20 protein-coding genes and 1 tRNA gene are annotated in these 26,057 nt (G+C 44.9%); 9 read left to right on the forward strand and 12 right to left on the reverse strand.

The window, feature by feature from the left end; all coding sequences use genetic code 11:
• Positions 1-422 precede the first annotated feature (422 nt).
• The gene (locus ACQRBJ_RS03395) at positions 423-977 is read left to right on the forward strand and encodes a glutathione peroxidase (RefSeq protein WP_153123368.1); all 555 of its coding nucleotides are present in this window, start codon (positions 423-425) and stop codon (positions 975-977) included.
• Positions 978-1,218: 241 nt separating this feature from the next.
• Here the strand turns inward: ACQRBJ_RS03395 and ACQRBJ_RS03400 are convergent, their stop codons facing one another.
• From ACQRBJ_RS03400 to ACQRBJ_RS03445, 10 genes are all read right to left on the reverse strand, one after another.
• Entirely contained in the window at positions 1,219-2,580 is a 1,362-nt protein-coding gene (locus tag ACQRBJ_RS03400) for a TrpB-like pyridoxal phosphate-dependent enzyme (protein WP_294971102.1), read from the reverse strand.
• Positions 2,581-3,025: 445 nt separating this feature from the next.
• Positions 3,026-6,430 (reverse strand): transcription-repair coupling factor, encoded by a 3,405-nt coding sequence (gene mfd / locus ACQRBJ_RS03405; RefSeq protein WP_445302861.1) that lies wholly within the window; start codon positions 6,428-6,430, stop codon positions 3,026-3,028.
• Positions 6,430-7,170, reverse strand: coding sequence for a polyprenol monophosphomannose synthase (locus ACQRBJ_RS03410; protein WP_294971096.1), 741 nt, complete (start codon positions 7,168-7,170; stop codon positions 6,430-6,432). Before ACQRBJ_RS03410 ends, mfd begins: the two co-directional genes overlap by 1 nt.
• A 22-nt stretch (positions 7,171-7,192) precedes the next feature.
• Positions 7,193-7,951, reverse strand: a complete 759-nt coding sequence (locus tag ACQRBJ_RS03415) for a lysophospholipid acyltransferase family protein (protein ID WP_294971094.1) — start codon at positions 7,949-7,951, stop codon at positions 7,193-7,195.
• A 79-nt stretch (positions 7,952-8,030) separates the two neighbouring features.
• A complete protein-coding gene (locus ACQRBJ_RS03420; RefSeq protein WP_441931613.1) occupies positions 8,031-9,290 on the reverse strand; it encodes a metallophosphoesterase in 1,260 nt (419 codons plus the stop codon).
• A gap of 106 nt (positions 9,291-9,396) precedes the next feature.
• Positions 9,397-10,305 (reverse strand): vitamin B12 dependent-methionine synthase activation domain-containing protein, encoded by a 909-nt coding sequence (locus ACQRBJ_RS03425; RefSeq protein WP_445302862.1) that lies wholly within the window; start codon positions 10,303-10,305, stop codon positions 9,397-9,399.
• A complete protein-coding gene (locus ACQRBJ_RS03430; protein WP_295346128.1) occupies positions 10,306-11,637 on the reverse strand; it encodes a dihydroorotase in 1,332 nt (443 codons plus the stop codon).
• Entirely contained in the window at positions 11,637-12,467 is an 831-nt protein-coding gene (locus tag ACQRBJ_RS03435) for a DUF4369 domain-containing protein (RefSeq protein ID WP_295346126.1), read from the reverse strand. Before ACQRBJ_RS03435 ends, ACQRBJ_RS03430 begins: the two co-directional genes overlap by 1 nt.
• Before the next feature lie 129 nt (positions 12,468-12,596).
• Positions 12,597-13,037, reverse strand: a complete 441-nt coding sequence (locus ACQRBJ_RS03440; protein ID WP_294971081.1) for a hypothetical protein — start codon at positions 13,035-13,037, stop codon at positions 12,597-12,599.
• A gap of 95 nt (positions 13,038-13,132) precedes the next feature.
• Positions 13,133-13,483: an FtsB family cell division protein gene (locus tag ACQRBJ_RS03445; RefSeq protein ID WP_264949706.1), complete on the reverse strand. Its 351-nt coding sequence runs from the start codon at positions 13,481-13,483 to the stop codon at positions 13,133-13,135.
• Between the two features lie 114 nt (positions 13,484-13,597).
• On the opposite strand from ACQRBJ_RS03445, the gene ACQRBJ_RS03450 reads away from it, so the two are divergent.
• On the forward strand, positions 13,598-15,427 hold the full coding sequence (locus tag ACQRBJ_RS03450; protein ID WP_445302863.1) for a DNA polymerase III subunit gamma/tau: 1,830 nt from the start codon (positions 13,598-13,600) through the stop codon (positions 15,425-15,427).
• A 135-nt stretch (positions 15,428-15,562) separates the two neighbouring features.
• Here the strand turns inward: ACQRBJ_RS03450 and asnA are convergent, their stop codons facing one another.
• Positions 15,563-16,600 (reverse strand): aspartate--ammonia ligase, encoded by a 1,038-nt coding sequence (gene asnA / locus ACQRBJ_RS03455; protein ID WP_295346123.1) that lies wholly within the window; start codon positions 16,598-16,600, stop codon positions 15,563-15,565.
• Positions 16,601-16,842: 242 nt separating this feature from the next.
• Between asnA and ACQRBJ_RS03460 the strand changes: the two genes are divergently transcribed.
• From ACQRBJ_RS03460 to ACQRBJ_RS03470, 3 genes are all read left to right on the forward strand, one after another.
• A tRNA-Arg gene (locus ACQRBJ_RS03460) sits at positions 16,843-16,916 on the forward strand.
• Between the two features lie 90 nt (positions 16,917-17,006).
• Positions 17,007-18,230, forward strand: a complete 1,224-nt coding sequence (gene pepT / locus ACQRBJ_RS03465) for a peptidase T (RefSeq protein WP_294968575.1) — start codon at positions 17,007-17,009, stop codon at positions 18,228-18,230.
• Between the two features lie 91 nt (positions 18,231-18,321).
• A complete protein-coding gene (locus ACQRBJ_RS03470) occupies positions 18,322-20,577 on the forward strand; it encodes a cation:proton antiporter (protein ID WP_445302864.1) in 2,256 nt (751 codons plus the stop codon).
• 82 nt (positions 20,578-20,659) lie between these two features.
• On the opposite strand, the gene ACQRBJ_RS03475 is transcribed toward ACQRBJ_RS03470, so the two are convergent.
• Positions 20,660-21,598, reverse strand: a complete 939-nt coding sequence (locus ACQRBJ_RS03475) for a DUF5715 family protein (RefSeq protein WP_441935956.1) — start codon at positions 21,596-21,598, stop codon at positions 20,660-20,662.
• Between the two features lie 866 nt (positions 21,599-22,464).
• On the opposite strand from ACQRBJ_RS03475, the gene ACQRBJ_RS03480 reads away from it, so the two are divergent.
• The 4 genes from ACQRBJ_RS03480 to ACQRBJ_RS03495 all read left to right on the forward strand — a co-directional run bounded on the left by ACQRBJ_RS03480 (position 22,465) and on the right by ACQRBJ_RS03495 (position 25,997).
• Positions 22,465-23,451, forward strand: a complete 987-nt coding sequence (locus ACQRBJ_RS03480; RefSeq protein WP_294968583.1) for a PhoH family protein — start codon at positions 22,465-22,467, stop codon at positions 23,449-23,451.
• A gap of 79 nt (positions 23,452-23,530) precedes the next feature.
• Positions 23,531-24,481, forward strand: a complete 951-nt coding sequence (locus tag ACQRBJ_RS03485; RefSeq protein WP_153122031.1) for a phosphoribosylaminoimidazolesuccinocarboxamide synthase — start codon at positions 23,531-23,533, stop codon at positions 24,479-24,481.
• Between the two features lie 6 nt (positions 24,482-24,487).
• Entirely contained in the window at positions 24,488-25,222 is a 735-nt protein-coding gene (ubiE, locus tag ACQRBJ_RS03490; protein ID WP_294968586.1) for a bifunctional demethylmenaquinone methyltransferase/2-methoxy-6-polyprenyl-1,4-benzoquinol methylase UbiE, read from the forward strand.
• 28 nt (positions 25,223-25,250) lie between these two features.
• Entirely contained in the window at positions 25,251-25,997 is a 747-nt protein-coding gene (locus ACQRBJ_RS03495) for a shikimate dehydrogenase family protein (RefSeq protein WP_153122033.1), read from the forward strand.
• Positions 25,998-26,057 lie beyond the last annotated feature (60 nt).

Below are 26,057 nucleotides of genomic sequence, written 5' to 3' on the forward strand. Positions count from 1 at the left end.
AAGTACTGCGTAGGGTGTAAAAAGACAACAAAAACATACTTTTCTTCGATATTTTGCATTTTTTAAACTTATTAAAAGAAAAAAGTGAGAAAAAGATGATATAATTTCAAGAAAAAGTATTACCTTTGCAGCAAGTTCTTAGAAAAGTTAAATGATAGATTAATCAAAACTTTCTTCGACTACAAATTTTAGAGTGGAAGAAAGTTGGAAGTATTCCGGGGATTGTGAAATTCCCGGACTTTTTTTTCTCTTTTTCCAAGAGAATCTCTCTCTATTCAACAATCTTCCAGCATATTCCCCAACATTTTAGATAAATTATGTAAACTTATTATTCTGTCTAAAAGAAAAATAGTATCTTTGCACTCGTAACGTAAATACAAATCGTATTACAAGCAAATTTGATACATAAAATATAAAAAAAAATGAGAACTGTTTACGAATTCTCTGTCAAGGACAGAAAGGGAAAAGATGTTTCCCTCAAAGAGTACGCTAACGAGGTATTACTCATCGTCAACACAGCCACCAAGTGTGGGTTTACACCTCAGTATGAGGAATTAGAAAAGCTCTATGAAACATATCACTCACAAGGTTTCGAAATTCTCGATTTCCCTTGCAACCAGTTTGGTCAGCAAGCACCGGGAACCGATGAAAGCATCCATCAATTCTGTAAACTTACATACGGTACAGAATTTCAAAGATATAAGAAGATAAAAGTGAATGGTGATGATGCTGCTCCTCTCTTCAAATTCCTCAAGGAAGTAAAGGGTTTTGCTGGCTGGGATGAATCACATCCTCTTTATCCTGTACTCGACAAAATGTTAAGTGAAGCTGATCCTAACTACAAGGAGAGTGCCGACATCAAGTGGAACTTTACCAAGTTCCTTATCAACAAGAAGGGACAGGTAGTAGCACGTTTTGAACCTACAACCAGTTTTGACGTAATTGCCAAAGCTATTGAGGAATGGCTCAAAGCTTAAACAACAGTTGAGCACCGCATGCACATCACCTGTTGTGCGAGCGCATAGCAGCTGATATGCAAGCGCACAACAGCTGTTGTGCGGCTAGAGATACTAAATATCTCAAGGATGTATCCTGTCGTTTCCAAAAACATATCAATAATATACCCAAAACAAGAGGGTGCATCATAAAATTATGTTGCACCCTCTTTGTTGTATTTATATGATGGAATCCATTAATTCCAAAATAACAATCCATTCATTAATCCACCTTTGGCACTGTAGAAAGGAACTTATTGATTTCCTCATCACTTACCCTATAATCCTGCAAATCACCATTGAGATAGCTCTCGTATGAAGGCATATCAATAAGACCATGACCAGAGAGACAGAAGAGAATAACCTTCTCCTTACCTTCTTCCTTTGCCTTCATGGCCTCACGTACAGTAGCTGCAATAGCATGACAACTTTCAGGAGCAGGGATAATACCCTCGGTACGTGCAAAGAGCATACCAGCCTTGAACGACTCCAACTGAGGGATATCTACACCGTGCATATAACCATCCTTGATAAGCTGTGAGATTATCATACCTGCACCATGATAACGAAGACCACCAGCATGGATATTGGCAGGCTTGAAGTCATGTCCCAAAGTGTACATTGGCAACAATGGAGTATAACCTGCCTCATCACCAAAGTCGTACTCAAACTTACCGCGGGTCAACTTAGGACAGCTATCTGGCTCTGCAGCGATAAACTCAGTATGCTTCTCACCGCTCAAGTTATGGCGCATGAATGGGAAGGCAAGACCACCAAAGTTGCTACCACCACCGAAACAAGCAATAATGGTATCAGGATACTCACCAGCCATCTGCATCTGCTTCTCTGCTTCAAGACCAATTACAGTCTGATGAAGAGCCACATGATTGAGTACAGAACCCAAAGTATACTTACATCCCGGAGTTGTTGTAGCCAACTCTACTGCCTCACTGATAGCAGTACCGAGAGAACCAGGATGATGAGGATCGCGAGTAATAATGTTCTTACCCGCACGAGTACTCATGGAAGGAGAACCCTCTACAGTGGCTCCGAAGGTACGCATGATGCTGGAGCGATAAGGCTTCTGCTGCATAGTAATCTTAACCTGATATACAGCAGCCTCCAGTCCGTATAATTTAGCAGCATACGAAAGAGCAGCGCCCCACTGACCAGCACCGGTCTCTGTGGTAACATTAGAATCACCCTCTTGCTTGCAATAATAGCACTGTGGAATGGCAGAATTGATTTTGTGAGAGCCCAATGGGTTAGTACTCTCGTTCTTGAAGTAGATGTGAGCCGGAGTACCCAAGGCCTCTTCAAGAGCATAAGCTCTCACCAAAGGAGTTGAGCGATAATAAGTATACTTCTCTCTTACGTCTTCTGGAATATCAATCCAAGCATGCTCTACATCGAGCTCCTGCTTAGAACACTCCTTATTAAAGATGTGAGACAAGTCGTCAGCATTGAGCGGCTTGTGAGTCTGTGGATTCAATGGTGGCAATGGCTTGTTAGGCATGTCTGCCTGAATGTTGTACCACTGAGTAGGAATATCCTGCTCTTGCAGTAAATACTTTTTCTGTCTCATAATATTATGTTTAAATTATTAGAAAATTCGCTTTCATTTTGTTTTTCCAGAAAAGATTTTGCTTTCCAAATGAAACATTATCTATTATTCCACGACAAAAGTACAAATAATATTTCAATTAAGAAAAAAATTACTCATCTTTTTCTCTTCTATTTCCTATTTTTATCTTAAAATGACGGCAATATATCAAGAAAAGCAATAAATTCTATTCAAAATATAACAATAAAACATTTTTTACTCCTATAAAATCAAATATTACCCCTATGTATTAAGATAAATTACTATCTTTGCAACAGTTAAAACAAACAGGCGTTGTGAAACGCCATTCATCATCTTTTACTTATACATAAAGAAAAAACAATGAAAGCAGATAGGGGTATCTAATCTTTCATTGTTTTTTCATTTTATATACCATCCAAGGTAACGAGGTATATGAGTTTTTTCCTTATTTCAATTCCAAGGATGATATTTTCCGCAATAGCTCTACAGCTTGTTCTACGCTTGTTACATCCTTAATGCGCAGATAACGCTTGTTATTTTTCTCCTTCAATGCGCACTCCCGAACATGGGTTGTCACATAATTAATCACACGAGAGAACATTTGGCTCTTATAAAAAGGACTGTTAACATTGCTCACAAATTGCATCTGCATACTTCCTGTCTTGAGCATTATCTTCTCTGCTCCCAAACGCTTTCCAAGACGACGAAGAGTTACAACATGCATCAATTCTTCGCCTTCTTTCGGAACCGGACCAAAGCGGTCTATCAAACGCTGTCGGTAAGCCTTCAACTCATCATCACTCTGCAGATGATCTAACTCACGATACAGAAGCATACGTTCGCTGCTGCCCGGTACATAGGTATCAGGGAAATAGGTCTCCAAATCACTTTCTATCGCACAGTCGTCTACAAAATCATCTCCTGTAAATTGCTCACCAGCCTCCATTTCCTGCTGATAGAGGTCAGAGAACTCTTCGTTCTTCAATTCTGTTACAGCCTGCGAAAGAATCTTCTGATAGGTTTCATAACCCAGATCTTCCATAAATCCACTCTGTTCCGAACCCAACAGATTACCTGCACCACGAATATCCAGATCCTGCATAGCCAGATTAAAACCACTTCCCAACTCACTGAAAGTTTCCAGCGCCTCCAGTCTGCGACGTGCCTCTGGAGTAAGCGCACTCTTTGGAGGAGCAATAAGATAGCAAAATGCCTTTTTATTGCTACGTCCTACACGTCCACGCATCTGATGCAAATCACTCAGTCCGAACTTATGAGCATCTTCTATGATGATAGTATTGGCATTACCCACATCTATTCCGTTTTCTACAATAGTAGTAGAAAGCAATACGTCATAATCATAATTGATGAATCCCATTATAACTTTCTCCAATTGCTCTGGTGCCATCTGACCATGGCCGATGACCACACGACAATCTGGAATATGTTTCTCCAGGAAGAGTTTCAGTTCCTCCAACTTGAATATACGATTGCAAACGAAATATACCTGTCCATTACGGCTCATTTCAAAGTTGACTGCATCAATAATCGCCTCACGGTTAAAAGTAATCAACTCGGTATGGATAGGATAACGGTTAGGTGGCGGTGTACGCATGATACTCATATCACGCGCTCCCATCAGCGAGAACTGCAAGGTACGAGGTATTGGAGTAGCACTCATGGTCAACGTATCAACATTCACCTTGAGCTGACGCAGCTTTTCTTTGGTTGAAACACCAAACTTCTGCTCTTCGTCAATGATCAGCAGACCCAAGTCGTGCCATTTCACCGTTTTGGATATCAATTTATGGGTTCCTACAAGAATATCTATCTTGCCAGCCTTCAAATCTTCGATAATCAGTCTGGTATCCTTGGCAGAACGGGCACGAGAGAGGTAATCTACACGTACCGGAAGACCTTCCAATCGACTTTTAAAGGTTTGGTAATGCTGATAAGCCAACACGGTGGTAGGCACCAGTACAGCCACCTGCTTACTGTCGCAAGCCGCCTTAAAAGCTGCTCGTATGGCAACCTCCGTCTTTCCGAAGCCAACATCGCCACAAACCAGACGATCCATCGGTCTGCCACTCTCCATGTCTTTCTTCACCTCAGCTGTAGCCTTTCCCTGATCGGGGGTATCCTCATAAAGGAAAGACGCTTCCAATTCATGCTGTAGATAACTGTCGGCACTATAGGCAAAGCCCTTTTCTCTCCTGCGCTGCGCATAGAGCTTTATCAGATCTCGGGCTATATCCTTAATCTTCTTCTTTGCCTTTTCCTTCAGTCTGTCCCAGGCACCAGTACCCAGCGTAGACAGACGAGGCGGTTCACCCGTATCACTTCTACGATACTTGCTTATCTTATAAAGCGAATGGATTGAGACATCCACCTTATCATTATTCTTATAGATAATGCGGATTACTTCCTGATAACTATTGCCAGTAGGAACACGTACCAGTCCGCCAAACTTACCGATACCAAAGTCCACATGCACGATAAAATCCCCCGGTTCCATTTCCTGCAGTTCCTTCATGGTAAGTGCCATCTTTCCTGCCCTTGCCTTATCCGAACGGAGGTTATACTTATGGAATCGGTCGAAAATCTGATGATCGGTAAAGAAACAGCATTTCTTGTCATGATCGATAAACCCCTCGTGGATAGTCTTGTCCACAGATGTAAAACTGATGTTGTAACGCTTCAGTTCCTCACTGCTGAAGATATCCTTGAGTCGCTGTTGCTGTTTCTGGCTATCAGCTAATATAAATAAGGTGTACCCCTGAAGCTGATAATCCTCCAAAGTCTTGGTCAAAAGTTCAAAATTCTTATGAAAGAGCGGCTGTGGTGCAATCTGAAAGCTGATAGAAGAATCTGCACTACCGGATAACACTACTCTTTGGTGCTCAGCCACTCCTTTCTGGAATTCCAGAGAAGTTACGAGATTGAATTCCTTCTTCATCTCATGCATGATTTTCTCAGCTTCCATCTCGTTGGCTCCCTCTAGCCGTTCCTGCATGATTTGGGCAGAGAAGCCATCCTCATAGATCTTTTCGATACTGTCATGCACAAAAGTATAATCCTTCATCACCACAAGAGCATCAGAAGGAAGGAAACTGAGGAAAGACTGTTTCACAGACTGAACACTCGCCAACTCCGGCACAATCTCAATACGCTCCCGCTTGTCTTTAGACAACTGATTTTCAACATCGAATGTACGGATGGTGTCTATTTCATCTCCGAAGAAGTCTACACGGAATGGATATTCGCAACTGTACGAATAGACATCGAGGATACTACCACGAACGGCAAACTGACCCGGTTCATAGACATAATCGGTCTCTACGAGTTCGAAATCACGCAAGGTATGAACCACGTCTGTAAGCGAGACCTGCTGCCCTACCTGCAATCTAAGGATACGATCATCAAGCTGCTGCTTACCAACTACCATTTCCGCAAGTGCTGCAGGATAAGAAACGATATAAATACCGCCAGAAGCAGAAGATGATTCCGATGACAATCTGGCAAGTACTTCTGTTCGCAGGATTTCACTAGCTGCATCCCGCTGTCCATACTTGATGGCACGGCGATAGCTGGATGGAAAGAAGAACGCATTTTCCTGCCCCATCATCTGCGTAAGATCGTGATAAAAATATCCGGCTTCATCTGCATCATTGAGCACAAACAGTACGGTTCGATCCATCTTTTCCTGCAAAGGAGCAAAAAACATAGGGACCGACGAACCCAATAAGCCCTGGAGAAAAACCGAACGAACCGACTTTTCTTCCAATAAACTCAAAAAGGTTTTCGCCTGTGGCGAACGCCCATATAATTGTTCTATTTCCTGAATAGTCATTACTTCTTTGGATATTTCTTGAACCAGCCATCCAGTCTGAGTCGCATCACTCCGAAGAAAGCCTCACCAAAGATACCGCCATTCATCTTGCTAACGCCCTCACGGCGATTGACGAAGATTACTGGCACTTCCTTAATTTTGAAGCCAATCTTATGAGAAGTAAACTTCATCTCTATCTGGAAAGCATAGCCCTTAAAACGGATTTTATCTAGATCTATCGTTTCCAACACCTTACGACGATAGCAAACGAATCCGGCTGTAGTATCATGTACTTTGAATCCTGTAACAATACGCACATACTTAGAAGCAAAATAGCTCATTAGAACACGCCCGATAGGCCAGTTTACTACATTCACACCCGATACGTAGCGTGAACCCACAGCCACATCATATCCCTCATCGTGGGCAGCAGCATAAAGGCGAGGCAAGTCGTTAGGGTCGTGACTGAAATCAGCATCCATTTCGAAAATAAAGTCATAGCCCTGCTGCAACGACCATTTGAAGCCCATGATATAGGCTGTGCCCAATCCCAGCTTACCTGATCTTTCCAGGATATGTAATCTATCCCCAAACTCATTTTCAATCAATGATTTAACGATAGCAGCAGTACCATCAGGACTTCCGTCATCTATCACCAGGATATCAAACTTCTTCTCCAAGCCGAATACGGCACGGATGATTTTCTCTATATTTTCCTTCTCATTATAGGTAGGAATAATTACAATACTATCACTTTTCATATCATGTTCATTGTTAGTTATCTTATTGGTCGGGATTCTCCACAAATCCCTGATATTCCTTTTCCAGTCCCGCCATGATGACATCATAGCTCTTGGTCATCTGGTTCTTGATATTCTCCGGGCCCTTACCGATAGGAGCGATAGGCTCATGAATGGTAAGACGGAGAGGATGCCAGAATACCCACGACATATCCTTCATTCGAGGCTTCACATCAAAACTACCATTAATAGTAAGTGGGCAAACAGGCAACTGCAACTCATCAGCAAGCATGAAGGCACCACGACGGAATACACCCATGTGACCGGTAAAGGTACGGGCACCCTCAGGAAATACCACCAGCGACATACCTTCCTTGAGCACCTCACGGGCACGATTGTAAGAAGCACGAATCTTGGATGGACCGCTCTTATCAACAAAGATATGGTGAGCATATTCACAAGCTACACCTACCAAAGGAATCTTACGGATGCCTTTCTTCATCATCCATTTGAAATTACGCCCCAAGAAACCATATATCAGGAATATGTCGAATGCACCCTGATGATTAGCTACAAACACATAACTCTGATTCTTCTTGAGATGCTCTTTACCCTCTACCTTTACCGGCAGAAGGAGAAGACGTATCCAGAGCTGCGACCAGATTTTTCCTGGATAATAGCCCCAGAAGTGTCCGTTGCCCAACATACAGCCTATCACGGTTGTCAAACTGGTTATAATGCTGGCTACCACAAGTATCGGCAGACAGATGAGCAATTGATATAATCGATATATGTACTTCATTTTACTTTGAATTTTGAACTTTGAATTTTGAACTTTATGATTAGCAGATGCTGCTATTTATTCTACGGTAAGAAATCATTTATTTACAGCGCAGCGTGATGACTGCAATTTCAGCTGTAGCTCCCACTCGTATTGGAACAGTACCGCCTAAGCCCGATGTGGTATAGAGTTGGCAACCCTCACGCTCATACAGCCCATAATCAAATGGGGTAAACATTGAAGGGCGTAATCCCAAAACCGAAACCTGTCCAGCATGAGTATGACCGCTGAGCGTAAGTTGCGGAGCCACCTTCACCGAATCGTTTCCAGCAATGGCAGATGGCAAAGTCTTGCTCCACTGCTTCGGCATATGCTGCAACATCATGACAAACGATCCAGGCTTGATACCATAGAGTGCCTTTCCAATATCAGAGCGGTAAGGCTTTTCATAGTTCTCGGTACCAGCCACATAGATAGAGTCGTTGCCTCTGTGTATCACGATATGCTCATTATTAAGCAGTCGCCAGCCCATATTCTTTTCTGCCTGTCTTACTTCAGCCTCTATTTTTTCCATTTCAGCCTTGTCATCCTCATCGATGTTGAGATACCAGGTATAATCATGATTGCCCAATACGCTCAAAACACCATCTTTAGCCTTCAGACGCTGCATCAGTTTGATATAAGGCTTCAGTTCTGAAGGTTGCACATTCTGCAAATCGCCAGTAAAGCATATCAGGTCGGCATGTTGAGCATTGATGCTGTCTACATCCCGCTGAGGCAACCCCCGACGCCAGCCGTAGTACGAACCAAGATGAATATCACTGAAATGCACGATACGATACCCATCAAACTTCTTTGGCAAATCTGGTACATACACCGTAAGCTGCTTTACTTTCATCTTTGGAAAGCCCAAGGTAAAGCCGTAGATGAACGTGAAAAACGCACACACCGCCAGTACCAATCCTACGAGTTTCCCCCAGTTTCTGCCTTGATTGCCGGGACGGAATCCAAATCTGCCCAACTTACCACTTTTAGCGATACACATGCACAGCCAGCCGATAAAGCTGCAGAAGGCAAAGACAAATTGGGGCACAGCAAATATCGCCATCACTCCAAACCAGATATCAATCAGTACAGGGTTGTCGGGAAGGAAATTACGCTCCAAAGCGAGAAAACCGCTATACCCGATGACTCCCATTGCCGGCGACCACCACAAAAGACGTAACCACCGTCTGGATAAATGGCAAAAAGACTTGCCTAGACAGCCCTTCCTCCTATTCAAGAAGAGGTATTGCTTCCCTATCCACCAATATGGCAGAATGGTCAGGATGATAACGGGCACTAATATTCTAGCTACCATTTTTGTTTTCTTACTATATTTTGTGAGACATCTTTTTATCTATTACGCAGGAGAAGCCTGAAGATAGTTTAAAGACAAATATCCTATGAATCATATGCCTATAAAACTATCGCTTCAGTAAACTCGACTGCAGAAATCTTCTCATCAACTCTACAGGTACACCTCTACGATGTGCATAGTCGCATAACTGGTCCTCTCCAATCTTACCCAATTCGAAGTATTGAGCCTTGGGATGTGCAAACATCAAGCCCGACACACTGGAATGGGGTGTCATCATACCCGTTTCCGTCAGTCGTATACCTACTTGCTTCATATCTAGCAGTTGGTCGATGATGAAATTGAAGCTCGTATCAGGTAGCGACGGATAGCCGATAGCAGGACGGATGCCCTGATATTCTTCACGATGCAGTTGTTGGGGAGTCAGATGTTCATCAGGTGCATATCCCCAATAAGTCTTGCGTGTCTGCTCATGCAGCAGTTCTGCCGTAGCCTCAGCCAACCGGTCGCAAAGCAACTGTGCCATCATTCCCAGATATTCATGATTGCGATAAGCATCCAAGATAGAAGCATCTACCGTACAACAGAACACCCCTAATCTTCTTGCGATGTCTTGCTGCTGCATCTTTTCCATCTTCGTTTCAGCGCCCGAAACCTGCAGACTACGAGGGCGGATGAAATCAGCCAGGCAGAGATTAGGAGCTCCTGGAGCAGATGGATGCTGCTGCCGGAGCAGCGGCAATCGGACCAGCTTCTTTTCTGCATCAGCACATCCATTCAACTCATCAGAAATCCCTGTCTCAACGATGATGTCGTCACCCTCGCTATAGGCATCCAGGACTTTCAAAAGTGCGTGGGTATGATATTTACCTTCCCACGAGCTGAGCATTTCCTCAGCCTCCTGACGAATTTTCTGTTTTACCTCTTCCTTCTTTCCGCTCAATCCCCAGGCATGATAGAAATACAGCCAGTTAATATACGGCACTACCTCTGAAATATCATAGCTAATCTTTTTCATCTACAATCTGAATGTAAGCTCTTCGCCACGACTATTTTCATCAAATACACCTTTATTATATATAAGATGTCCGTTACAGATTGTCTGTTCTACCCGCCACTGGTATTCATGGCCTTCCATCGGACTCCATTTACACTTGCTCTGAATTTCATCCTTGGTTACAGTCCATGGACTATGGGGACGTACGATGGCGATATCAGCCTTATATCCCTTGCGCAAGAAGCCACGCCCCTCGATTTCGAAGAGCTGGGCAGGCTGATGTGCCATCAGTTCTACCAGGCGCTCAATACTGAGCACACCTTCGTCTACCAGTTCCAGCATGGTAACCAGCGAGAACTGAACCATCGGCATTCCCGAAGCCGCCTTGGCACAGCCACCCTGCTTATCCTTCCATTCATGAGGAGCATGATCGGTACCAATAGTAGCAATCTTTCCATCATTCAATGCCTGTCGTAATGCAGCACGGTCCTGTGCGGTCTTGATAGCCGGATTGCACTTGATGAGTGTTCCCTTACTGGCATAATCAGCATCACAGAAGTAGAGATGAGCCACACATGCCTCTCCTGTTATATGCTCCTCAGGCTGAAGCAGTTCCAGTTCCTTAGCCGTTGTAAGATGAGCCACATGGAGATGTGCTCCACTCTCTTTTGCCAGTTTCACAGCCAAAGCCGTACTCTGGTAGCAAGCCTCCTCACTGCGTATCTCCGGATGATGTTCTACAGCCGGATCATCACCGTATTTGGCCTTGGCCTCAGCCATATTGCGATTGATGATATCCGTACCCTCGCAATGGGTCATCACCGGCAACCCCAATTCCTTTGCCTTCTTGAATACACTTACCAGCGACTCGTATTTATCTACGAGCATATTTCCGGTACTGGAACCCATAAAGAGTTTGATACCAGGCACATGATGCCGGTCCAGCCCACAGAAACTCTCCACATTGTCATTGGTAGCTCCATAGAAGAAGCTATAGTTAACGTGGCTTTTTTCTGCTCCCAGCTGACGTTTATCAGCCCATACCTGCAGGTCTGTAGTCTGCGGAACGGTATTCGGCATCTCCAGATAAGAAGTCACGCCACCGTATGCAGCAGCCTTCGATTCGCTCTCGATGTCAGCCTTACGTGTCAGTCCAGGCTCACGGAAATGGACATGGTCATCTATGACTCCTGGCAAAACAAAACACCCCGAAGCATCCACTACATGTTCGTAGGTGCCACGGGGTGCCTTTCCTTCAAAAATCTCTGCAATAACGTCACCATCAACAATGAGACCGCCCTGAAAAGAGCGTCCCTCATTGACTATGGTACCGTTTTCAATTAATATCTTCATTACTTTTCTGTTTTTTCTGGAATTGTTGGTGTTGCCAACTCATTAGGAGTTGGAGCCGGAGCTGCATCGGGATTAACCTGCGGAGCCTCCAGCTGCTGATTCATCTCAGAGATAGCCTGTGAAGGCGACATCTCGTGAGTACCGTTCATGATAGCCTGATTCTCCTGAGCCTTCTGATAGTAATCCCTTACATAAGGATCGTTCTTGAACCGTTCGGTAGCCTTGCTCATGATGTCTTCAATCCAAGGCGAAAGCATCGGATATTGATTTCCCATGGTAACAAGGAAGAAGACGCCAGCTCCAAGAACGTTGTCAAAGTTTTCCGTCACAAAATTTGTAATCAGCTTATCTTCCTGCTCCGAGAGCTGTATCGCTTCGGCATTGAGCTTTTGGGTTACCACATTCATATCGCTACCATTCATGATGGCTTGGTCGTGCTTGTGAACCAGTTCTCTTTGCTGATTCTGCAACTGCTGGTATTTTTTGAAAAATCCAAATAGCTTATCATTGAGTGGTGTACCGCTTACAATCTGCTGCGCGTCGTCCAGCTTCACAGTGATGTCTCCACTTTCTAAAACGAGTGGCAATACTGGCTCATCGTCCATAAAGATATTACCCATCTTTACCGAGTCCAGATTACCTTGGAAATGGAATTGTCCATGCAATACATCACATGAATCGATGCTTTTGAAATTGTTGTCTTTCAAGATTTTCAGGTACAACATACGTCCATCAAGAGTGCTTACATTGGAAGTACCCTTGATTTCGTAAGTATTGGCACATGATGTAAGCGCCAACAAGGCAATGATTGCTAAATATATCTTATTCATAAGCTCTGTTTATCACTTTTGGTGAACAAAAGTACAATCTTAAATCGAACTGAGGAAATAAATTTATGCTATTTAATTGAATATTATCAGTATTTATGTTTTATTTGCATATTTACCCATTCTTTCCCCTTATTCCGAAGCACCTCTACCAGCATCTTCCTTCTTCAACTCGTAAGAGATACGATGCGTGGTGTAGAGTTCCAACAAAGCCGCAATAAGCAGGAATACCACCCATTTGTTATAGAAATACGTGATATAGGTCTCGTAGTTGGTAAACCAGTGGCGAGCGAAAGCATACACTGTATCAACCATCGAGATTCCCGAGAGTACAAAGAAGATGTCTGCGATATACTGCATTCGCTTCAGACGATGGATGACGAGCGAAGGTCCTTCGTATATCTGCATTGCCTGCACTACACTGAAAAGCACATTACCCACCAGGAACAGCCAGCAGGTATAGAGTAGGATTTGCTTATTGATAAAACCAAATGCAAAGCTAGCAGCCCCTATAACCATCAGCACGCCACCCAGCAAAAATAAAGCACTCTGAAATTTACTTAATTGTTTCATTTATCTTTTTTCTTCTGTTTCTTATTTTGAATGTTCTCTACTACAGGAAAATCCTAGAAGAAAGTTCCCTTATATATATTAATGTGAAAATCACATTACTTGGCATTTCCGAAATCTTCCTCTTCTTCTGCAGGTTCATCAGGAATATCAGAACTGAGCACGAAGATATCCTCGTCGTCAGTCTTCATGAAATACCGCTCACGGGCTATCTTGCCAAAGACTTTCGGTCCCTTGCGCATTTCCTTCAACATACGGTTATCTCTCTCCAGCTGAGCATTATATTTTTCGATTTCAGAACGCAAACCCGCAATCTGTATCTGATAACGGATATGCTGACGGATGCTATTGTCGTCGATAACGCCAACCACCAAAACGCCCACCACAATCACTATCAAATATTTGTAGTGAGCCAGATAATTCCATATAATTCCTAGACGTTTACTCATTTATTTCTTACTATATTATTCAAATTTATTCTCATGAAAATCCACATAATTGCGAATTTGTTTGCAAAGATAATATTTTTTTGTTATCTTTGCATCATCAATTAAGAAAAAATAATGGAAGAATATATAGTTTCTGCTAGAAAGTACCGTCCAATGACCTTTGACTCGGTAGTTGGACAGGCTGCTTTGACCACCACTTTGAAAAATGCAGTAAAGAGCGGCAAGTTGGCTCATGCCTATCTTTTCTGCGGTCCGAGAGGTGTGGGAAAGACTACTTGTGCCCGAATTTTTGCCAAGGCAATCAACTGCGAGCACCCTAACGAAGACGGTGAGGCATGCAACGAATGCGAGAGCTGTCGCGCGTTCAACGAACAGCGTTCCTTCAATATCTTTGAGTTGGATGCTGCCAGCAACAACGGTGTTGACCAAATCAAGACCTTGATGGAGCAAACCCGCATTCCGCCACAGGTAGGAAAATACAAAGTGTTTATCATCGACGAGGTCCACATGCTGAGTGCTGCAGCTTTCAACGCCTTCCTCAAAACGCTGGAAGAGCCACCTTCGCATGTAATCTTTATCCTTGCCACTACCGAAAAGCACAAGATTCTGCCTACCATTCTCAGCCGATGTCAGATTTACGACTTCGAGCGTATGACCGTGCCTAACACCATCAACCATCTGAAGATGGTAGCAGAAAAGGAAGGCATCAAGTATGAGGAGCAGGCACTTGCCGTCATTGCAGAAAAGGCTGACGGAGGTATGCGAGACGCTCTCTCCATCTTCGACCAGGCTGCCAGCTTCTGCCAGGGCGACATCACCTACAAGAAGGTGATAGAAGACCTCAACGTTCTGGATAGTGACAACTATTTCCGAATCGTAGATCTTGCCTTGGAAAACAAGGTGAGCGAGATGATGCTGGTTCTTGACGGAATATTGGGCAAAGGCTTTGATGGTGGAAACATGATTCAAGGCTTGGCGCAGCACGTACGCAATGTGATGATGGCAAAGGATCCTCAGACATTGCCACTGCTGGAAACCAGTGAAGAGCAGAAAGCCAAATATCAGACACAGGCACAGAAAGCCCCTACTCCTTTTTTATATAAGGCTCTCAAGATCATGAACAACTGCGATATACAATATCGCCAGAGTTCAAACAAGCGATTGCTGGTAGAGCTTACCCTTATCCAGGTAGGCCAGATTACCCAGCCCGAAGATCAGGATGTGCCTAGTGCGGGGCGCACGCCCCACAGATTAAAATCCCTGTTTCAGAAAATTGTTGCCCAGCTTAAACCTGTTGCTCAGGGTGCAGGTGCGGGGCAAGATGGCAGCAGCAATACTCCTATTGCTGCCGCTAAGGTATCGCCTACCCCAAACTCTCAGACTTCTCAGAGCCAACAGTCGCAGGAACAGCCTGTCAAAGCAACGGCTACAAGTGTCAAGAATGTGAATTTCAAAGGTATAGGCATGACTTTCTCCAATCTTAAAAAGAACGAAGAGAGAGCGCATAGCACATTCAATCCGATAGACAAGCTGAAGGAAGAACAACCGGCAGCCAACGAAGTCCAGGAGATGAACCATTCTTTCAACCAGGAGCAGGTAGAAGGTTTATGGATCAACATGTGTATGAGAATGCAGAATATCAAGGAACTTATCGGTCTTGCCAACCGCATGAAGGCAGTTACGCCGACAATTACCGAATTTCCGAATATAGAAGTAGTGGTAGACAACCAGCTCTTGCTGAATGACATTCTCGATATCAAGAACAGGATTCGCCCTACATTTGTACAGGGTTTACACAACGACCAGATCCAGATAGATTATCGTCTAGCCCAGTCCGATGAAATCAAAAAGATTCTTTCAAAGCGTGAAGTCTTCGACAACATCATGGATAGCAATCCTGCCTTCAAGAGAATGGTCAGTATCTTTAATCTGGCACTCACATAACAAGAAAACAAATATAAGAAAAAGAGGTTATGCCATCACCGACATAACCTCTTTCATTTTATGAAGCTATAAACTATTGATTTTCAATATTTAATCTTAAATAATAATCAAAAAACGAGACACGCAAAGGGGACATTAAATCAGTGGCATTCCTGCCTCATCACATTCCTTACGCATTTCATCTGGCCAGATACTAGCCTGAATCTCTCCGATATGAGCCTTATGAAGCATCACCATGCAGAGACGGCTCTGACCGATACCGCCACCGATGCTGAGAGGCAACTTATCACTTAACAGCTGCTGGTGGAAATAAAGCTTCTCTCTATCTTCCTTACCCTCAATCTTCAGCTGACGAAGCAGACTCTCCTTATCTACACGGATACCCATGGAACTGAGCTCGAAGCTGCGACCCAAAACAGGATACCAGATCAGAATATCACCATTCAATCCTGCCTTCCCATTTTCAGCAACAGTACTCCAGTCATCATAGTCAGGAGCTCTTCCATCATGCTTCTCGCCATTGCTCAACTCGCCGCCAATACCCTCAACAAATACAGCGCCGTATTTCTCACAGATAGCATCCTCGCGCTCCTTTGGAGTCATATCAGGATACATATCCAGCAAATCCTGTGCATGAATGAAATGAATCTCTCTTGGCAGGAATGGCTTGATTTCAGGATAATGCTCGCAAGTGAGATATTCCGTGCGGAGAATAGCTGCATAGATGCGGCGCACTATGTCTTCCAGAAAAGCGATAGTACGGTCTTTGCGGGTTATCACTGCTTCCCAGTCCCACTGGTCAACATAAAGCGAATGCAAATTGTCGAGTTCTTCATCGGCACGAATTGCATTCATATCAGTATACACGCCATAACCAGGCTCTATATTATATTCGGCAAGGGTAAGTCTCTTCCACTTGGCAAGAGAGTGCACCACCTCAGCCTGAGCTTCCCCCAAGTCCTTGATAGGAAAACTTACAGGGCGCTCCACGCCGTTCAAATCGTCATTGATTCCAAGTCCCTTCAGTACAAAGAGCGGAGCAGTAACGCGGCGAAGGCGAAGCTCTGTACTCAGATTCTGCTGAAAGAATTCCTTTATCAGTTTGATACCCATTTCGGTCTGGCGCATATCCAACAGCGCCTTGTACCCTTCAGGTTTTATCAATTTGCTCATTTTCGTATGGTTTTTATTTTGTATTATCGTTTATTCTCTATTGTTGGTTGCAAAGGTACAAATAAATTATTAATCTGCAAGCATTTTTCTCTATTATTTTGCAAAGTGATAACTATTTTTATACTTTTAGTGACATTTTGCCGAGCATTTTATTCCTTTTTCCCTATATACATTATAATATATAGTAAAAAATCAAGCAAATATTTGGTTATTCCAAATAAAATCCGTAATTTTGCAGCATCGGTCCCGTAGCTTAGTTGAATAGAGCGTCAGATTCCGGTTCTGAAGGTCATGGGTTTGAATCCCATCGGGATCACTTTCAATACTATTTTCAAGGCTCCATGGAACGCCCCTACTTCTAAAGAGCACCCCCTTGGAGAATTGACTACTTTTAATAATTAAGAACATGGATTTAGTAGAACGTTTCATAAACTACACAAAATTCGACACACAGTCGAGCGAAGATTCTCAAAGTGTGCCTAGTACTGCAAAACAATTGGAATTTGCCAAGTATCTCAAGAAAGAACTTGAGGACGAAGGTTTGACCGATGTCGAAATGGACGACATGGGCTATGTCTACGCCACCCTCAAGGGAAATACCAAGAAAAAGACCCCTACCATCGGATTTATTTCACACATGGATACCAGTCCTGACGCCAGCGGAAAGGACATCAAGGCCCGCATCATCAAGAACTATGACGGCAAGGATATCGAACTGAGCCCTGGAATCATCAGCAGCGTCGAGAAATTCCCTGAGCTCAAGGCTCACAAGGGTGAGGACATCATCGTGACAGACGGTACTACCCTGCTCGGTGCAGATGACAAGGCAGGTATCGCTGAAATCGTACAGGCCATGTGCTACCTCCGCGACCATAAGGAAATCAAGCATGGCGACATCCGTGTGGGCTTCAATCCTGATGAGGAAATCGGTATGGGTGCCCATCACTTCGATGTAGAGAAGTTTGGTTGCGACTGGGCTTACACCGTTGACGGTGGCGACCTGGGCGACCTGGAATACGAGAACTTCAATGCCGCTGCTGCCAAGATTCATATCAAGGGAGTAAGCGTACATACTGGTTACGCCAAGGGCAAGATGGTGAATGCAAGCCGCCTGGCTGTAGAGTTCCAGAATATGATACCAGAGACCGAGACTCCTGAGCAGACAGAGGGTTACGAGGGATTCTATCACCTGCTCGGCATTGAGAGCCGTTGCGAGGAAGCCAAGCTCAGCTATATCATCCGCGACCACGACCGCGAAAAGTTTGAAGACCGCAAGGACTTCATCGAGAAGTGTGTGGAGAAGATGAACGAGAAGTATGGCGAAGGAACGGTTACTGCCGAAATCTTCGACCAGTATTACAACATGAAGGAGAAGATTGACCCCAACATGCATGTAATCGACATCGTACTCAAGGCGATGCAGGAGAGCGGCGTTCCTCCTCGCGTAGAGCCTATCCGTGGCGGTACCGATGGAGCACAGCTCAGTTTCAAGGGTCTTCCTTGCCCTAACATCTTTGCCGGTGGTGTCAACTTCCATGGTCCTCACGAGTTTGTGAGCATCCAGGTTATGCAGAAGGTGGTGGATACTATCGTGAAGATTGCAGAAATCACAGAAGAATACAACGACTAATACAAAAATGGGGAATTTAGGCACATCTAAATTCCCCATTTTCATAAATGAATACGAATATTTACAGAGAGATTATCATAAACTGAAAATTATGGCAGAAATTCCCTTTTTAGTAAAAGACCTCGCCCTCATCCTGATGGTAGCCGGCATCGTTACCCTCATCTTCAAGCGGCTCAAGCAACCGCTGGTGCTGGGATACATTGTGGCAGGCTTCCTCGTTTCGCCCCACATGCCCTACACTATGTCGGTAATGGACGAGACGAACATCAAGACCTGGGCAGACATCGGTGTCATCTTTACGCTCTTCTCACTGGGTCTTGACTTTTCTTTCAAGAAAATCGTGAAGATGGGAGCATCGCCTATCATTGCAACCGTGGTCATCGTCTTCTCCATGATGATGCTGGGCATCAGCGTGGGCCACAGTTTCGACTGGGGAAGGATGGACTGTATCTTCCTGGGCGGTATGCTTGCCATGAGTTCCACCACTATTATATATAAGGCGTTCGACGACATGCGGCTGCGCACCCAGAAGTTTGCCTCGATGGTGATGAGCGTACTGATTCTGGAAGACATCCTGGCCATCGTCATGATGGTGATGCTGTCAGCGATAGCGAGCGGCAGCAATCCCGATGGCGGTCAGATGTTTGCCTCCATCGTCAAGATAGGCTTCTTCCTTGGCGTCTGGTTCATCGTAGGCATCTTCGCCATCCCCTGGTTCCTCCGCTCGGTAAGAAAGCTCATCAATGGCGAAACCCTGCTTATCGTATCGCTGGGTTTATGCTGCGGCATGGCCGTACTGAGCAGCAAGGTAGGTTTCAGCAGTGCTTTCGGAGCCTTCGTCATGGGTAGCATCCTGGCAGAAACCATTGAAGCTGAGAAGATTATCAAGCTGGTAGAACCAGTCAAGAACCTTTTCGGAGCCATCTTCTTCGTATCAGTAGGTATGCTGGTAGACCCTAAGATTCTGATAGAATACGCCCTGCCTATCCTTGCCCTGGTGGGTACGATACTGATAGGTCAGGCCACGCTGGGCACCTTCGGCTTCATGCTCGGAGGCGAATCTTTGAAATCGGCTATGCGCTGCGGTTTCTCGATGGCTCAGATTGGCGAGTTCTCATTCATTATCGCCTCGCTGGGCTTGTCGCTTGGCGTTATCAGCAACTTCCTCTATCCGGTAGTCGTAGCGGTGAGTGTCATCACCACCTTCCTGACGCCTTACATGATCCGTCTGGCGCTGCCTACCTATCAGGTGATGGAGAAGCATCTGCCCGACAAGCTCATTCATGTGTTGAACCATTTTGCGATGAGCCATCCGCAGACCCAGCAGCAGAGCAAGTGGAAATCGCTGATTAAGCAGATGACCATCAACACCGTAGCCTATTCGATACTCGCAGCAGCTACCATTGCCCTGATGTTCACCTTCGTATTGCCTCTGATGCGCAATCTGTTGCCAGGCTGGCATCTTCATTGGTACGCCAACGCCATCACCGGCTTGCTTACGGTGCTGCTGATAGCTCCATTCCTGCGTGCCATCGTAATGAAGAAAAACCACAGTGCAGAGTGGAAACGCCTATGGGTAGAGAGCAGCATCAACCGTGTGCCTCTGCTGTTTACGGTATTTGTCCGCTTCGTCATAGCCCTGGCCTTCATCTTCTACATCATCAACTTCCTCTCCCGCTTCACCAATGCGCTGATGATCTGCATCGGAGTCATTGTGGTGATGCTGATGATCACCTCCCGCCGCATCAAGAAGCGCAGCATTGTGATGGAGCGCGTCTTCGTCCACAATCTCCGCTCACGAGATATTGCGGCTCAGGTGAATGGCGAAAAACGCCCACTCTACGAGGGCAGACTGCTGGATAGAGATATTCATATCAGTGAGTTCGAAGTACCGGAAGACAGTACGTGGACGGGCAAGTCACTCAGGGAGCTGCATCTTCGTGAACGTTTTGGTGTAGACATGAGTAGCGTTCGCCGTGGTTCCCATCGCCTCAATATCCCAAATGGAGATATGGTTATTTTTCCTGGAGACAAGTTGCAGGTGATTGGTAATGACGACCAGCTTCAGAAGTTCAACACAGCTCTTCAGAGCGATCTGATGCCGGAAGATTCCGAGATAGAGAAGCGCGAGATGAAGCTGAGCCAGCTCATCATCTCATCTTCCAGCGAATTTCTGGGCAAGACGCTCATCGAGAGTGGCATCCGCGACCATTACAACTGTATGGTCGTAGGATTGGAAGAAGGTCAGGAAAACCTCACCCGCATTTCACCATCCCGAAAATTCGAAAAGGGAGATATCATCTGGCTGGTAGGCGAACCTGACGATTTGAAAAGAATCAAAAACTAAATAAAAGATTAGGGCGTGCCATTCTGTCAAGAACGACACGCCCAAATTTTATATAATATCAATTGAAATCACCACAAGCAATCTACTTCACGGTGATATGGAAGCAGCCCTGTTTTACCTCATATTTTACAAGGCACCGGTTGCGGTCTCTCATATCTCTCAGCACTTCGCTGAGCACCCATTTCAGGGTGTCATTCTGCACCTGTCTTCGAGGCTGCTGACGAGTCTGAATCTGCTTATATCTGTTGTAGCAAACATCAAAGGTAGTACCGTAAAGATGGCATGAATTCTCGGTAGCATTGCCATTGCGGGTACGAAGCTTCGCCACATCATCCTTGGTACGGAGAATACTCGTAACGATAATCTTATGCAAAGGAATGCCCTTGATTTGCAAAGAATCGAAATAAGCCCGACCGATATCCTGCAGCAGCACCGAAGCCCTAGGTACCAGATAAGGTATACTGCTATTCAGTTTATCCACATAAAAGAAAGGATTGCTGCCCACATACACCAGCTTACCCTTACTATGCTCAGCCTCTTCACGGTTCTGTACCGGATTCACGCCATGCTTGTTGGCAGCCAGAATCTGCACATCCTGCTGATCAGGGAAAGTATTGCCGAAATGAGGCACCGAGAAGATACGATGCTTCACCTCCTTGCCATTCTTATCGAAGAAAATAGAAGGCGTATTGGAAGAATCTGCCGCAGCATCCGTCTCCGAACCTGTTCCGGCAGCTTCCTGGGTCAAATCATCAGATGTCTCAGCTATCTCATTTGCAGCCTTATTCTCCTCTTCCTTGTCTTCTTCTGCCATCGCTAGCTGATCAACGGAATCCGTAGCCAGGCTATCCGCCACACTCAAATCAGCAACAGAAGTCCTTGGTTCAGCAACGCCCGGACTGATCAATCTCACCAAAGCCAGGACACACACAACAACGACAAAACCCAGCAAGAAACGGTTCTTGCCAGACATTGCCTGAACAACATTTACTATATGTAGGATAATATGTTTTAATTTCATTATCAAGAGTTATAATCAATTTTCTATAAAAAGTATGGCAAAAGTACATCATTAATTTCATAATACAAAACTTTTTAATGTCTTTTTAATAAGTTCTACTAGAAAAAAACGATATTCCCAACTTCCGAAGCTTTGTTCTTACCATCCAAACACTATCAATCCATCACCATCGCCAGGCATCATTTAAGCCTCGTGCCGGTCATCATTGATGACTCTTACCAGCCATCATATAAGGCACTTAGCTTACATAAGAGGAGGACTCGACAAGGAGATTTTTTCAGATGAGGGTTAACAGGTTAACAGTTAACAGCCCAAAAATGCATACTTCCCCCACTCATATACAAGAAATAAGTATATATATATATATTTATATTTAATTAAGGAAAGGGGGAGGATGCAAAAAACGGCTGTTAACTGTTAACCTGTTAACTTCTTGTCCCTTTGTTAAAAATCCTAACTCATAGTTTTGTGGGTGCTAACTCATAGTTCTCTATGAAGAAACAAATAGACTTCTTCTTGAATCACAGCCTTTATCATCGACAAACAGCAGAAACAGGCATGTTTTAAACTAAAAAAAACACGGACAAATTGAATTTGTCCGGGTAAATTACCAGAAGGCTTATAAAGAACTATCTATCAAGATGTTACAAGCGACCAGACGAAAGAGCCGGACAAATTCAATTTGTCCGTGTTATTTTTTTAACAGCAATATAAACAAGTTCCCTCTGTCTCACAGACGGTTTACCAGAACAGTTTGCCCGATAATCTCAAAAAAAGCATAAGAAATTTGCTTATTTCGAGGAAAAGTTGTAATTTTGCAGCGTTATATAACATATAAAGGTTTAAACGATTTAAGATTAGAAATTTTGATAGAGAAACATATAGTACTCGAAGATGTAGATCCAGTGATGTTCTACGGAGTGAATAATGCTCATCTACAGATGATAAAATCACTGTATCCTAAGTTGCGTATCGTGGCACGTGACAACGTGCTTCGTGTGCTTGGCGACGAGGAAGAAATGGCGAAAGCAGAAGAAGACATTGAGCTGATGCGCAAGCACTTAGCTAAATATAACATGCTCAATGAAGAAGATATCCTTGATATTGTGAAAGGCAAACAGACCAAAGCTGACTCCGTAAAAGGCGTGCTGGTTTACAGCATCAGCGGAAGACCTATCAAGAGCCGCAGCGAGAATCAGCAGCAACTCATTGAAGCTTACGAAAAGAACGACATGGTATTTGCCGTGGGGCCTGCCGGAACCGGTAAGACCTACCTCAGCATCGCCCTTGCCGTAAAAGCACTCAAGGAGAAAGCCATTAAAAAGATCATCCTCTCACGACCTGCCGTAGAAGCGGGCGAAAAGCTCGGTTTCCTGCCAGGCGACATGAAAGATAAAATTGACCCTTACCTGCAGCCACTGTATGATGCACTGGAAGACATGATTCCTGCCGTCAAGCTGCAAGACATGATGGAAAAGCACATTATCCAGATTGCGCCACTTGCCTTTATGCGTGGACGCACACTCAGCGACGCCGTCGTCATCCTCGACGAGGCGCAGAACACAACCTCCCAGCAGATCAGAATGTTCCTTACCCGTATGGGCATGAACACCAAGATGATCATCACCGGCGACCTGACCCAGATAGACCTGCCTAGAGAGCAGCGAAGCGGACTGAAGGAAGCACTCAAGATTCTTGACGGGGTGGAAGGCATCGGAGTGGTGAAGCTGGGGCAGAAGGATATTGTGCGACACAAGCTCGTAACCCGCATCGTCAATGCATATGACAAGTATGACAAGGAGAGAGCGGAAGCACGAGAAGCGCTGAAAGCAGAAAAAGATAATTCAAAATAATCAGAATTAAGAATGAACAGAATGATTATTCAAAGCATATCATCAAGTTCAAAGTTCAAAATTCAAAGTTCAAAGTAAAATGAAAGCATTAACAAAGACAGATTTCCATTTCGATGGACAGAAGAGTGTTTACCACGGTAAAGTACGTGATGTGTATGACATTAACGACGACATCCTCGTGATGGTCGCTACCGACAGAATCTCAGCGTTCGACGTTGTTCTGCCTAAGGGTATCCCATTCAAGGGACAGGTGCTCAACCAGATTGCAGCTAAGTTCTTGGACACAACTACAGACATCTGTCCAAACTGGAAGTTGGCTACTCCAGACCCTATGGTAACTATTGGTTTGAAGTGCGAGGGTTTCCGCGTAGAAATGATCATCCGCTCAATCCTCACCGGTAGCGCATGGCGCGACTATCAGAAGGGATGCCGTGAGATCTGCGGTGTGAAGTTGCCTGACGGAATGCGCGAGAACGAGCGTTTCCCAGAGCCAATCATTACTCCTACTACCAAGGCTGACGAGGGTCACGACATGAACATCTCTAAGGAAGAGATCATTGCCCAGGGTATTGTTAGTGCAGAGGATTACGCTGTAATGGAAGACTATACACGCAAGATCTTCGCTCGTGGTCAGGAAATCGCTGCCAAGCAGGGCTTGATTCTCGTTGATACCAAGTATGAGTTTGGCAAGCGCGACGGTAAGGTTTACCTCATCGACGAGATTCACACTCCAGACTCTAGCCGCTACTTCTATGCTGACGGCTACGAGGAGAAGTTTGAGAAGGGTGAGCCTCAGCGCCAGCTTTCCAAGGAGTTCGTTCGCCAGTGGCTCATCGAGCACAACTTCATGAACGAGCCAGGTCAGACCATGCCAGAGATTACCGACGAGTATGCAGAGAGCGTATCTGATCGCTACATCGAGCTTTACGAGCACATCACAGGCGAGAAGTTCGACAAGGCTGCTGAGGAAGGTGACATCGCTGCACGTATTGAGAAGAACGTAAGTGAATGGCTTGCTACACGTAAATAATTAATAATGTATAAGCAAGAACAGATTAAGCCCTACGAGGGCACAGGAGATAAGGGCAAGCTGGTAGAGGAGATGTTTGACAACATCGCCCCTACCTACGACACCCTGAACCACCGACTCTCGTGGGATATCGACAAGGGATGGCGCAAGAAGGCTATCAAGCGACTTGCGCCCTTCTCTCCAAAAAAAATACTCGACATCGCCACCGGCACCGGCGACTTCGCCATCCTTGCCGCCCGGATGCTGCATCCCGACAAACTCATCGGAGCAGACATCTCGCAGGGAATGATGGAGATAGGAAGACAGAAGGTAAAGCAGCTGGGACTTGACGGAGTGATCCGCTTCGACAAGGAAGATTGTCTCCACCTCTCATACGAAGACAATACATTTGATGCAGTAACTGCCGCCTTCGGCATCCGCAACTTCCAGAACCTGGACCAGGGCCTGCGCGAAATGTGCCGAGTACTGAAGAAGGGAGGACATCTCTGCATCGTAGAGCTCACCACTCCGGTCAGTTTCCCGATGAAGCAGCTGTTCCACATCTATTCACATACAGTATTGCCTATCTACGGCAAGCTGATTTCGAAAGACCAGAGTGCCTACAGCTACCTCACCAAGACTATTGAGGCATTCCCTCAGGGAGAGACGATGATGGAGGTATTCAAGAAGGCAGGTTTCGAGAAAGCAGAGTTCACCCGACTCACCTTCGGCATCTGCACACTCTATTTTGCAACCAAATAAATTATGAATTTTAAATAAGAATATCAGTATGGACAAGTATGGACTCATAGGTTTCCCTTTGGGCCACTCCTTCTCAAAAAGCTATTTCAACGAGAAGTTTGAGAACGAAGGAATCAATGCCAAGTACATCAACTTCGAGCTGCCTAGCATCGAAGGTTTAGCTGAGGTACTCGACACCAATCCCGAACTGAAGGGTTTCAACGTAACCATTCCTTACAAGGAGAAAGTAATCAGCTATCTCGACAGCGTAAGCCCTGAGGCCAACGCCATCGGAGCCGTCAATGTGGTGAAGGTTGACCATAAGGGCAATGAAACTGTGCTCACCGGCTATAATAGCGACGTCATTGGCTTTACAAAGAGCATCGAGCCATTCCTGGAGAAGTGTCATAAGAAAGCACTTATCCTGGGTACCGGAGGTGCGTCTAAAGCCATCAACTACGGTTTGAAATCACTAGGTTTGGAAACCTTGTTTGTGAGTCGATACGAACGTCCAGGTACTATTCAATACGATAAGATTACTCCAGAGGTAATCAAGGAATACAATGTCATCGTCAACTGTACTCCAGTGGGCATGTATCCTCATGTAGATGAGTGCCCTCCGCTGCCTTACGAGGCGATGGACACCCACACGCTGCTCTACGATCTCATCTACAATCCTGACGAAACCCTTTTCATGAAGAAGGGAAAAGAACATGGAGCCACAGTAAAGAATGGTTTGGAGATGCTGCTCCTCCAGGCATTCGCCAGCTGGGATTTCTGGCATGAAGAAAAATAAATACTTCATAAACGTAGATGTTTACAAGTACAGATTCAGCATAACAAACTTGAACATCTA

The sequence above is a fragment of the Prevotella sp. SGI.167 genome (assembly GCF_050313615.1).
Taxonomy (GTDB): Bacteria; Bacteroidota; Bacteroidia; order Bacteroidales; family Bacteroidaceae; genus Prevotella.

Bases quoted from the DNA above. Each gene is read 5' to 3' on its own strand.
- pepT (WP_294968575.1), top strand. From the start codon at position 17,007: ATGGATTTAGTAGAACGTTTCATAAACTACACAAAATTCGACACACAG.
- ACQRBJ_RS03435 (WP_295346126.1), bottom strand. From the start codon at position 12,467: ATGAATAAGATATATTTAGCAATCATTGCCTTGTTGGCGCTTACATCA.
- ACQRBJ_RS03410 (WP_294971096.1), bottom strand. From the start codon at position 7,170: ATGAAAAGTGATAGTATTGTAATTATTCCTACCTATAATGAGAAGGAA.
- ACQRBJ_RS03470 (WP_445302864.1), top strand. From the start codon at position 18,322: ATGGCAGAAATTCCCTTTTTAGTAAAAGACCTCGCCCTCATCCTGATG.
- ACQRBJ_RS03420 (WP_441931613.1), bottom strand. From the start codon at position 9,290: ATGGTAGCTAGAATATTAGTGCCCGTTATCATCCTGACCATTCTGCCA.
- ACQRBJ_RS03445 (WP_264949706.1), bottom strand. From the start codon at position 13,483: ATGAGTAAACGTCTAGGAATTATATGGAATTATCTGGCTCACTACAAA.
- ACQRBJ_RS03425 (WP_445302862.1), bottom strand. From the start codon at position 10,305: ATGAAAAAGATTAGCTATGATATTTCAGAGGTAGTGCCGTATATTAAC.
- ACQRBJ_RS03440 (WP_294971081.1), bottom strand. From the start codon at position 13,037: ATGAAACAATTAAGTAAATTTCAGAGTGCTTTATTTTTGCTGGGTGGC.
- ACQRBJ_RS03450 (WP_445302863.1), top strand. From the start codon at position 13,598: ATGGAAGAATATATAGTTTCTGCTAGAAAGTACCGTCCAATGACCTTT.
- ACQRBJ_RS03485 (WP_153122031.1), top strand. From the start codon at position 23,531: ATGAAAGCATTAACAAAGACAGATTTCCATTTCGATGGACAGAAGAGT.
- ACQRBJ_RS03395 (WP_153123368.1), top strand. From the start codon at position 423: ATGAGAACTGTTTACGAATTCTCTGTCAAGGACAGAAAGGGAAAAGAT.
- ACQRBJ_RS03475 (WP_441935956.1), bottom strand. From the start codon at position 21,598: ATGAAATTAAAACATATTATCCTACATATAGTAAATGTTGTTCAGGCA.
- ubiE (WP_294968586.1), top strand. From the start codon at position 24,488: ATGTATAAGCAAGAACAGATTAAGCCCTACGAGGGCACAGGAGATAAG.
- mfd (WP_445302861.1), bottom strand. From the start codon at position 6,430: ATGACTATTCAGGAAATAGAACAATTATATGGGCGTTCGCCACAGGCG.
- ACQRBJ_RS03430 (WP_295346128.1), bottom strand. From the start codon at position 11,637: ATGAAGATATTAATTGAAAACGGTACCATAGTCAATGAGGGACGCTCT.
- ACQRBJ_RS03400 (WP_294971102.1), bottom strand. From the start codon at position 2,580: ATGAGACAGAAAAAGTATTTACTGCAAGAGCAGGATATTCCTACTCAG.
- asnA (WP_295346123.1), bottom strand. From the start codon at position 16,600: ATGAGCAAATTGATAAAACCTGAAGGGTACAAGGCGCTGTTGGATATG.
- ACQRBJ_RS03495 (WP_153122033.1), top strand. From the start codon at position 25,251: ATGGACAAGTATGGACTCATAGGTTTCCCTTTGGGCCACTCCTTCTCA.
- ACQRBJ_RS03415 (WP_294971094.1), bottom strand. From the start codon at position 7,951: ATGAAGTACATATATCGATTATATCAATTGCTCATCTGTCTGCCGATA.